Source organism: Aquabacterium sp. UBA2148 (assembly GCF_002328915.1).
In the GTDB taxonomy this organism is placed as follows: domain Bacteria; phylum Pseudomonadota; class Gammaproteobacteria; order Burkholderiales; family Burkholderiaceae_C; genus Aquabacterium; species Aquabacterium parvum.
Genome location: NZ_DCXA01000306.1, coordinates 557 through 9764, shown reverse-complemented (window position 1 = coordinate 9764; position 9208 = coordinate 557). Strand labels below are relative to the sequence as shown.

The window sequence follows — 9208 nt, the reverse complement described above, 5'->3', positions numbered from 1 at the left end:
CATCTTGGCGTCGCCGAACACGCTGGCCCACTCCGAGAACGACAGGTTGGTGGTGACGACCACGCTGGTGCGCTCGTACAGCTTGGACAGCAGGTGGAACAGCAAGGCCCCACCGGCTTGACTGAAGGGCAAATAGCCCATCTCGTCGAGGATGACGAGATCCACGTACATGAGCCGATGTGCCAGTTGCCCGGCCTTACCTTGAGCTTTCTCGGCCTCCAGCAGATTGACCAGCTCGACGGTCGAGAAGAAGCGCCATCCGGCAGCCGCCATTTGCATGCCGGTCTCATCGACGGCGTCGAGGTGACACGCCATCGGCAAGTGATGCAAAGCTTCTGTCTGAGCTTTACTTGACAAGGCGTGTATCAACATCGGGCTTCCTTCTCATGGGGGTGAAGTGCACCATCATGATAATGCGAATCGTTCGCATTTGCAATTTATGCACCCGATTTTTGAGTGACATTGCGATCTGGCAGGGCCGCAGCCTCACGAGGGTGTCGGAACGACGAGAAGCAGCCCGCCACCTACAGCGGTGTAGCGTTGCATGGAGTGACGGCACTTGCCTCTCTGCCTGCGGCTTGGTGGCGCCGTCGGTGGTCAAAGGTGGGCCGGTCAAGCCATCAACAGGCGAGCGTTCACGAATGATTCGACATGAAATAGAATGGAAACTATTAATGCATCCATGAGCATTATTCATTCATCGTGTTGGAGCGCATTCACCTGGCCATCGTCCAGGAGGTCGAAAAGCAAGGCTCGCTCACCGCAGCGGCGGATGTGCTGTGCGTGACGCAATCTGCACTCAGCCATTCGATGAAGAAGCTGGAGCAGCAGTTGGGCACGGACATCTGGCTGCGCGAGGGCCGCAGCCTGCGATTGACTCAGGCAGGGCAGTACGTGCTGGCAGTGGCCAACCGCGTGCTGCCACAACTCGATTTGGCCGAAGAGCGCCTGCGCCAGTTCGCACAAGGCGAACGCGGCACACTGCGCATCGGCATGGAGTGCCACCCCTGTTACCAGTGGCTGCTCAAAATCGTGTCGCCCTACCTGGCCGACTGGCCCGATGTGGAGGTGGACGTCAAACAGAAGTTCCAGTTCGGCGGCATCGGCGCGCTGTTTGGCTACGAGATCGACATGCTCGTCACGCCCGACCCGCTGCACAAACCCGGCCTGCACTTCGAGCCCGTGTTTGATTACGAGCAGGTGCTGGTGGTGCCTTTCGATCACCCATTGGCGGGCGCGGCCCACGTCAAGCCCAAGCACTTGACCAACGAGGTGCTCATCACCTACCCGGTGCCCACCGACCGTCTCGACATCTACACACAGTTTTTGATGCCTGCAGGCATTGCGCCAAATCGGCACAAGACCATCGAGACCACAGACATCATGATGCAGATGGTGGCCAGTGGCCGGGGCGTGGCGGCGCTGCCGCGTTGGCTGGTGCAAGAGTACGCAAGAAGGATGGACGTGGTGGCTGTGCGCCTGGGGCCCAAGGGCATCGGCAAGCAGATCCACCTGGGTGTGCGCGAGGCGGACACCAACATCGATTACCTCCAGGCCTTCATTGAGCTGGCGCGTCGCTCGGCCTGACACCTCAGCAGGTTGTCGAATCGTCGTTGCCGTAGAACTTCACGCCCAGTTGGATGTGCCCTCTGCCGCTCAGCGAGTGGTGCAGGCTGGTATTGCGCCGTGAATGGACGCAGCCGCAACGCGTTCTCTGGTGGAAATTCTCGCGCCTGCTGATCTCGATCAGGCGAGCAGAGCCAACGTCTTTGCGCCAGTTGTGGCAGCAGCAGCCGAAACCCCCATGACCTCGCCCGACCACGGCGCGCCGCAGGAATGCTGCATCACCTTGTCATGTCCGCCGGGCAGCAGCTTGCCTTCGACGGTGGGGGGCATCTTCGATGCTCCGGTGTCGCGACTCAAAGTTGAATGAATATTTCTCATGCATTGGTGAGAAAAGACCATTTTACGTCATTGGCTCAACTCAATACCATGGCGCCACTTGCATCACTCCACACGAAAGCAACCATGACACGACCTCTCCGCGTGGTGGCGGTTTCCGGCGCACTGCAAAGCCCTTCCAAATCGGCAGGCCTGGCTCAGCACCTGCTGAATCTGATCACTGAACAAATGCCCTGCCAGCCACGCCTGGTCGATCTGGGCCTGCTGGCGCCGCAACTCACGGGCGCGGTCTGGCGCACCCAGGTGCCCGATGCCGTGTCGCAGGCGCTGACCGCCGTCGAGCAGGCCGATGTGCTGGTCGTGGCCACCCCGGTGTTTCGCGCTTCGTACACGGGCTTGTTCAAGCACTTCTTCGACCTCATCGAACAAGACGCCCTGATCGACACGCCCGTCTTGCTGGCCGCCAATGGCGGCAGCGAGCGCCATGCCCTGGTGATCGACCACCAACTGCGCCCCCTGTTCAGCTTCTTCCAGGCCCGCACCTTGCCGCTGGGCGTCTACGCCACCGACAAGGATTTCGTGGATCGACGTCTGAGCGACGAGGCCGTGATCGAGCGCGCCAGGTTGGCCGTTCAACGCGCCGTGCCGCTGCTCGAATTGACCCGCCAGTGCCTCCGTGACGCGCTGCCATCAGTAGCCGAGCAGATGCTCGCTGCTTGAAACCAGCGACGCTCTCCGCCGCCCTTCACACCTGACTCCTTGCAAAGAACGCCGTCATGAGCAACGCCTTCACGTTCAGCCTCCAAAGCATTTGGTTCGATGAGAACTACCAACCGGCAGACAGCACGCGCCTGACCACCAATTTCGCCAACCTGGCGCGTGGTGAGAGCCGGCAGCAGAACCTGCGCAGAGCGCTGAAGATGATCGACAACCGTTTCAATGACCTGGCGCATTGGGACAACCCCACGGGTGATCGCTACGCGGTCGAGCTCGAGATCGTCTCGGTCGAAATGGACATTGGCGTGCAGACCAGCGCGGTGTTTCCGCTGATCGAGATCTTGCACACCCACATCGTCGACAAGAAACTGAACCGACGCATCGACGGCATCGTGGGCAACAACTTCTCGTCGTATGTGCGCGATTACGACTTCAGTGTCGTGCTGCCCGAGTACAACGCCGACCGGGCGCAGTTCAGCATTCCGGACGACTTCGGCGTGCTGCATGGCAAGCTATTCAAACAATTCGTCCAATCCAGCACCTACCAGGAACGCTTCAGCAAGTTGCCGGTCATTTGCCTGAGCGTGGCCACCAGCAAGACCTACCGGCGCACGGCCAATGAGCACCCTATCCTGGGCGTGGAGTACCAGCAAAGCGAGCTGTCATCGACCGACCAGTACTTCGCGAAGATGGGGATGCAGGTGCGCTTTTTCATGCCGCCCAAGAGCGTGGCCCCTTTGGCCTTCTACTTCTTTGGCGACCTACTGGCTGACTACACCGATCTCGAACTGATCGGCACCATCAGCACGATGGAGACTTTCCAGCGCATTTACCGCCCCGAGATCTACAACGCGAACTCGGTGGCAGGCCAGGTGTATCAACCCAGCCTGAGCTACGACGATTACTCGTTGACGCAGATCGTCTACGACCGGGTGGAGCGCAGCCAGTTGGCCGTCAAGCAGGGCAAGTTCACGCAAGAGCATTTCATCCAACCGCACCAGGACATCCTGGCGCAGTGGGCCGCCCAGTTTGACCAGCCTGGCCAACGCGCTGAACTTGCTCAGGCCGCCTGAATGGCCTGAGCCGAGCCCCGATACCCACCTCGTTTGCCTTGAAAGCCCCCTCGATGTTCGAAACCTCCATCACCGGCAGCCTGCCCAAACCCGCCTGGCTGGCCGAAACCCACAAGCTCTGGCCCCAATGGGCGGCGCAAGGCGATGCGCTCCTGCAGGCCAAGGCCGATGCGACCCTGCTGTGGATCAAGGCCCAGGAAGACGCCGGGCTGGACATCGTGTGCGACGGCGAGCAGTCGCGCCAGCACTTCGTGCACGGCTTTCTGGAGCAGGTCGAGGGCATCGACTTCGAGCACAAGGTGAAGATGGGCATCCGCGACAACCGCTACGACGCGATGGTGCCGCAGGTGGTCTCAGAGTTGCGCCTGAAGGGCCGCGTGCACGCCTTCGAGGCCCAACTGGCGCGCGCGCACACCAAGAAGAAGCTGAAGTTCACCCTGCCTGGCCCCATGACCATCGTGGACACGGTGGCAGACCGCTTCTATGGTGACAAAGCCAAGATGGCCTTCGCCTTCGCTGAGCTGCTCAACCAGGAGGCCCTGGCGCTGCAGGCCGATGGCGTGGACATCATCCAGTTCGACGAGCCTGCCTTCAACGTCTACATGAAAGACGTGGCCGACTGGGGCGTGAAGGCGCTGGAGCGCGCCGCGCAAGGCCTGAGCTGCAAGACCGTGGTGCACATCTGCTATGGCTACGGCATCCAGGCCAACACCGACTGGAAAAGCACCCTGGGCGATGAATGGCGTCAGTACGAAACCGTTTTTCCAGCGCTGGCCCAAAGCAGCATCGACCAGGTGAGCCTGGAATGCATGCACTCGCGCGTGCCGCTTGAGCTGCTGCGGCTGCTGGAGGGCAAGGATGTGCTGGTAGGCGTGATCGATGTGGCCACCGATGTGATAGAGACGCCTGAGGAAGTGGCCGACGCCATCGGCCAAGCCTTGCAGTTTGTGCCCAAAGAGCGGCTGTTTCCATGCACGAACTGCGGCATGGCGCCCATGTCGCGGGAGGTGGCTCAGCGCAAGCTACGAGCCCTGGCCGAGGGCACGAAGCTGGCCAAGGCGCGCTTGGCCTCGAATTGAGCGCCGGCCCCTTCCAGCCGGGGTCTTGTGGATGGGGATGGTCGCGCCTGCGCTGCGGGCGCGACCTTTGTTTTTGAAGACATGACGTGGTGAGTTCGAAATGGTGAAGGGTTTGAAGCCGATGGGGTCCATGAGCAGGATGGCGGGCCGCCATCTCCAGCGTGGAGCGATCGATTGGTTCCTGATGGGCATGGTGGGCGCTGTGCTGCTGGCATCGGTGGCGCCGGACCTGGGCCGCACCGGTGGCCTGCTGCGCCTGGACGTGGTGGGGGACATTGGCGTCTTCCTGATCTTCTTCCTGCACGGCATGGGCCTTAGCACCGACAGTCTCAAACACGGTGCCTCGCGCTGGAAGCTGCACCTGACGGTGCAGATCAGCACCTTCGCGCTTTTCCCACTGTGGTGGTTCGCGCTCAATGCGCTGGTGGGCCGCCACATCCCGCACGACCTGCTGCTGGGCTTCTTCTACCTGGCGGTGCTGCCGTCCACGGTGTCATCGTCTGTGGCGATGACGGCGATGGCTCGTGGCAACGTGGCGGCGGCCGTGCTCAACGCCAGCTTGTCGACCCTGCTGGGCGTGGTGCTGACGCCGTTGCTGGCCAGCCTGGTGTTCAGTGGCGCGGCCGACGGCCAGGCCATGGACGTGGGCGACACCATGCTCAAGGTGGCCAAGATGTTGCTGTTGCCCTTCGTGTTGGGGCAGTTGCTGCGCCCGGTGGTGGGGGCTTGGTTCCAGAAGGTCAAACCCTGGACGACCAAGGTCGACCGCACCGTGATCCTGCTGCTGGTGCTGAGTTCGTTCAGCGACTCGGTGGCCGATGGCCTGTGGAGCAAGCATGGCCTGGGCCTGATGGCGATGACGGCCGTGGGCGTGTGCCTGTTCTTGTTCCCCTTTCTGTGGCTGACCAAGCGCATCGCCAAGGCCCTGAACTTCCCGGTCGAAGACGAGATCGTGGCCGTGTTCTGCGGCTCCAAGAAGACGCTGGCCTCGGGCGTGCCCATGGCCAAGCTGCTGTTCGGCGGCAACCCGGCCTTGGGGGTGCTGGTGCTGCCCATCATGTTCTACCACCAGCTGCAGCTGTTCGTGTGCTCGGTGATGGCCAGGCGCTATGCGGAGCGGGGTGAGGTGGTGCACTGACAAGCACGAGCGAGCGGGCAGTACCTCCCATTGCCCGACGGCCACAAGAAGGTGCTGCCGCAACAACACTGACCAAAGACCGGCAGCACTCGGCAAGACAGGCGTTCTACTCCACGAACGAGCCGCAGTGCCGCTCACTCACCCGATCCAGATGCGCCAGCGGCTGCGTATCGTACGCACCGGCACTGACTCAGGCCATCCCTTGTGGCCAGGTGTGCGTCTCGCCTTGGCAAGATTGGCACCAGGCAAACAGAGCGTCGTACATCACCATGCCGTGACTCAACATTTCGTGATCGTCGGCAAACTTGCGCGACAGGCCCAGAGACAAGGCATACAGCCCCGCTGATTGCGGAGTGAGGTCAAGCCGGTCGGTATCAGCACCTCGAACGATGGTGGCCAATTGCTGCAGGGCTGGATCGCTCAACTCGTATTTCCGAAGGAAGGCGTCGAAGCTGCACAGCTCGCCCACATGCGACATCTCCACACCGGGGATGTCATAGGGTGTGGCGCTTTGGCTTACTGCTGTCGCTAACACTTGATTGGCTGGCACGTACAGAAACTCAGCTTGAGGATCAATGAAGCGCTGGATCAGCCACGGACATGCAATCCGGTCGATCTTGGGACGTTCTCGTGTCACCCATTTCATGGTCAATCTCCTCTGTGCAAACGGCATCAGTGACGGAAAGGGAACAAGGCCATGCCCACCAATGCAGCGGCCAGGATGATCCAAGGCTCTTGAACTTTTTTGAAACGCCACAGAATGGCTACCACTACCAGCGCCGTGAGGATGGTGGGCAGATCAACCAGCGAGCGTTTGGCAAGCACCACGACCGACCCGGTGATCGCGCCCACGGCCGCAGCCGTCACCCCGTCGATGAAGGCCAGCAAGCCTGGTCGCTTGCCATGCTTCTTGAAGTAAGGCGCAGGCCCGATGGTAAGCAGGTAGCAGGGAAGGAACGTTGCCAATGCGGCCACGCAGGCACCCGGCAGGCCCGCGACCAAGTAGCCAATGAAGCCCACCGTTATGACCACTGGGCCTGGTGTGATCATGGCCACGGCCACCGCATCAACGAACTGCTTCTCAGTGAGCCAGTGAAAGTCGTGAACCACCCCGCCGTAAAGGAACGGCACGATGGCCAGGCCCGAACCAAACACGAAGGTGCCAGCCTTGGCAAAGAACACCCCGATTTGCGTCAGGATGGCCGGGTCAGTGGTAAGTGACACACTTACAGCGGGGATCGCAGGCACGAGCGCCATTGCAGCATTCGACGAAAGCCGGGCTGATGGTCGCCACTTGGTACGCCATAGCCAGACCGTCACACCTGCGGCAATGAATAGTGACGCAATTTCCGACTCAGTGATGATGGTGGTGGTGGCTGTGATAGCCCAGATCGCCCACAGCAACTTGTCCTTGCCCAGGCTCTTGGTGGTGAGCTTCTGGGCGCTCATGGCGATGATGCCGATGACGGCTGCGCCCACGCCGTAGAACGTGGCCTGCATCCAGGTCAGCCCACCGAAGCGGGTGTAGGCCCATCCCAAGGCAACCACCATCAGGAAAGACGGCAGCACGAATGCGATGCCAACCAAGGTGGCACCCAGGGTGCGATAGTGGACGTAGCCCAGGTAGATGGCCAGTTGCGCGGCCATGGGCCCTGGCATCAACTGGGCCAGGGCGATACCTTCCTTGTAGTCCTCATCGCTGATCCAGCGGCGCTGCTCGACCAAGTCGCGATACATGTAGCCCGCCAGTGCCACAGGGCCACCAAAACCGATGGTGCCCAGACGCAGCATGTAGGCAACGACTTGCCAGAGTGAGTAACTAGGGCCGCTCATTGAGCACCTCCAGGCATCACAAATGCTGCTGACAAAAAAGAGAAGTCAGCACCGAAAGCTGAAATCAGTGAAAGACTGAAAGTGCGCGCGAGGCTTATTGGCCTTTTCAAGACGAACTCCTACCTGGGCTTGAGCCCATGGTCAGGAGCAGTGCTTGGACGCTAAGCGTCTTGTGCTTGCGGGGAGGACCGCTCTTACCCCCGCGTCGGGAGTCTATCACCCACCGCGACAGCATCTGTTCACGAGTTCGTGCCGCGGTTGCGTGCAAAGGGCGGGCGCTTTAGCCGCACCTCAGCCACAGCATATCGGGATTACCCTAACCCAAAAGCGGGACTCACTGCACCGAAACCGAGATCACCCCGAGCAAGCCAGGCAACAGATGCTTGCAGCCCAGGACGAAGCGGAAAAATCTCACGCCGAACTCCGTACCCAAAAAGACGAATCAAGCCAGTCGCGAGCTGAGTTGACCTCCTTGCGCCAGGAGCTTGCCGCGAAACAGGCCCTAGTGCAGGAGTTGCAAGCTCAGCTTGCAGGCGCTCATGCCCAGCTTGTACAGGCCCAGGAGGGGCTTCATGCAGAACTGGCCAAAACGCATGAGGCAACGCAAGCCGCCGACGCCCGTGCTTTGGCCGCTGAGAAGCGCGCATTGATCGAAATTGAGCAGGAGCGTCAGGCCAGGGCCAAGGCTGGAAAGCTGGCAGAGTCATTGCGGGCTCAACTGGCACAAACAGAACAACAAAACCGGAGGGAGGCGCTCGGTCACACGGAAGCCCTGACTCGCCTCCAGGTTCTTCACGATGCAACGCAGGCAGCGCTAGCTCAGGCCAGACAGGCAGAGCATCAGGCGCTCAATGAACGCCAGGCAGCCGTCGATGCCCTGAGATCACGGGAAACGGAGATCACCACACTCAGGGCGGAGACCCAGACACTCAAGATGGTGCTTGAACGCACACGCGCGCCAGGCGACATCGCACTCGGCACCGGCAAGCGCCGCAGGTCTGGTTGACCGCACCCTGACAACGTCAAAAGGGTCCACCGCCTCTATCGGGATGAAGGGTTGTCGCTACGGCTGAAACGGCCCAAAAGGAACAAGGCCGCTCAGCTGCGCCAGCCCAAACAGGTGGCACATGCCATCAACGAAATCTGGAGCATGGACTTCGTGGCCGACAACCTGTTTGACGGACGCAAGCTTCGTATGCTCACTGTTGTGGACCTGTACACACGGGAGTGCCTGGCCATAGAGGTGGGCCAGAGCTTGAAGGGCGAGGATGTCGTGCGAGTACTCAGCCGCATCGCAAGCCACAGAGGTCAACCTAGGACGATCAAGACCGACAACGGCAGTGAGTTCATCTCCAAGGCCATGGACAAGTGGGCGTATGAGCGTGGCGTTGAGCTGGACTTCAGCCGACCGGGCAAACCGACCGACAAGGAGTCGCCTCAGAAAACGGAAAATAAAGCACGCTAAG

The 9208-nt window shown here is 60.9% G+C and carries 9 protein-coding genes and 2 pseudogenes; 7 read left to right on the top strand and 4 right to left on the bottom strand.

Going from position 1 to position 9208, the window contains the following annotated elements; genetic code table 11:
- Positions 1 to 255 (bottom strand): annotated as a pseudogene (gene istB, locus B2W70_RS16860) (IS21-like element ISAav1 family helper ATPase IstB); the annotation flags it as partial.
- 447 nt (positions 256 to 702) lie between these two features.
- On the opposite strand from istB, the gene B2W70_RS16855 reads away from it, so the two are divergent.
- Entirely contained in the window at positions 703 to 1587 is an 885-nt protein-coding gene (locus B2W70_RS16855; protein WP_286747427.1) for a LysR family transcriptional regulator, read from the top strand.
- A 159-nt stretch (positions 1588 to 1746) separates the two neighbouring features.
- Here B2W70_RS16855 and B2W70_RS16850 read toward each other — a convergent pair whose 3' ends face one another.
- Positions 1747 to 1896, bottom strand: coding sequence for a hypothetical protein (locus B2W70_RS16850; RefSeq protein WP_286747426.1), 150 nt, complete (start codon positions 1894 to 1896; stop codon positions 1747 to 1749).
- 132 nt (positions 1897 to 2028) lie between these two features.
- On the opposite strand from B2W70_RS16850, the gene msuE reads away from it, so the two are divergent.
- From msuE to B2W70_RS16830, 4 genes are all read left to right on the top strand, one after another.
- Positions 2029 to 2622 carry an FMN reductase gene (gene msuE, locus B2W70_RS16845; protein WP_286747425.1) on the top strand — a complete coding sequence of 198 codons (594 nt, stop codon included), beginning with the start codon at positions 2029 to 2031 and terminating at the stop codon, positions 2620 to 2622.
- Between the two features lie 56 nt (positions 2623 to 2678).
- Positions 2679 to 3692, top strand: a complete 1014-nt coding sequence (locus B2W70_RS16840) for a DUF1852 domain-containing protein (protein ID WP_286747423.1) — start codon at positions 2679 to 2681, stop codon at positions 3690 to 3692.
- Between the two features lie 53 nt (positions 3693 to 3745).
- Complete coding sequence (locus tag B2W70_RS16835) at positions 3746 to 4771, top strand: methionine synthase (RefSeq protein WP_286747421.1); 1026 nt, start codon at positions 3746 to 3748, stop codon at positions 4769 to 4771.
- 130 nt (positions 4772 to 4901) lie between these two features.
- Complete coding sequence (locus B2W70_RS16830; RefSeq protein WP_286747420.1) at positions 4902 to 5909, top strand: bile acid:sodium symporter family protein; 1008 nt, start codon at positions 4902 to 4904, stop codon at positions 5907 to 5909.
- A gap of 190 nt (positions 5910 to 6099) precedes the next feature.
- On the opposite strand, the gene B2W70_RS16825 is transcribed toward B2W70_RS16830, so the two are convergent.
- Positions 6100 to 6555, bottom strand: coding sequence for a chromate resistance protein ChrB domain-containing protein (locus tag B2W70_RS16825; RefSeq protein ID WP_286747418.1), 456 nt, complete (start codon positions 6553 to 6555; stop codon positions 6100 to 6102).
- 26 nt (positions 6556 to 6581) lie between these two features.
- Positions 6582 to 7742 carry a chromate transporter gene (locus B2W70_RS16820; RefSeq protein WP_286747416.1) on the bottom strand — a complete coding sequence of 387 codons (1161 nt, stop codon included), beginning with the start codon at positions 7740 to 7742 and terminating at the stop codon, positions 6582 to 6584.
- A gap of 379 nt (positions 7743 to 8121) precedes the next feature.
- On the opposite strand from B2W70_RS16820, the gene B2W70_RS16815 reads away from it, so the two are divergent.
- Positions 8122 to 8748, top strand: coding sequence for a hypothetical protein (locus tag B2W70_RS16815; RefSeq protein ID WP_286747414.1), 627 nt, complete (start codon positions 8122 to 8124; stop codon positions 8746 to 8748).
- 12 nt (positions 8749 to 8760) lie between these two features.
- Positions 8761 to 9204, top strand: a pseudogene (locus B2W70_RS16810) (DDE-type integrase/transposase/recombinase); the annotation flags it as partial.
- Positions 9205 to 9208 lie beyond the last annotated feature (4 nt).

Excerpts from the sequence above, each read along its gene's own strand:
- B2W70_RS16825 (WP_286747418.1), bottom strand. The coding sequence starts at position 6,555 with ATGAAATGGGTGACACGAGAACGTCCCAAGATCGACCGGATTGCATGT.
- B2W70_RS16815 (WP_286747414.1), top strand. The coding sequence starts at position 8,122 with ATGCTTGCAGCCCAGGACGAAGCGGAAAAATCTCACGCCGAACTCCGT.
- B2W70_RS16840 (WP_286747423.1), top strand. The coding sequence starts at position 2,679 with ATGAGCAACGCCTTCACGTTCAGCCTCCAAAGCATTTGGTTCGATGAG.
- B2W70_RS16820 (WP_286747416.1), bottom strand. The coding sequence starts at position 7,742 with ATGAGCGGCCCTAGTTACTCACTCTGGCAAGTCGTTGCCTACATGCTG.
- B2W70_RS16835 (WP_286747421.1), top strand. The coding sequence starts at position 3,746 with ATGTTCGAAACCTCCATCACCGGCAGCCTGCCCAAACCCGCCTGGCTG.
- msuE (WP_286747425.1), top strand. The coding sequence starts at position 2,029 with ATGACACGACCTCTCCGCGTGGTGGCGGTTTCCGGCGCACTGCAAAGC.
- B2W70_RS16850 (WP_286747426.1), bottom strand. The coding sequence starts at position 1,896 with ATGCCCCCCACCGTCGAAGGCAAGCTGCTGCCCGGCGGACATGACAAG.
- B2W70_RS16830 (WP_286747420.1), top strand. The coding sequence starts at position 4,902 with ATGAGCAGGATGGCGGGCCGCCATCTCCAGCGTGGAGCGATCGATTGG.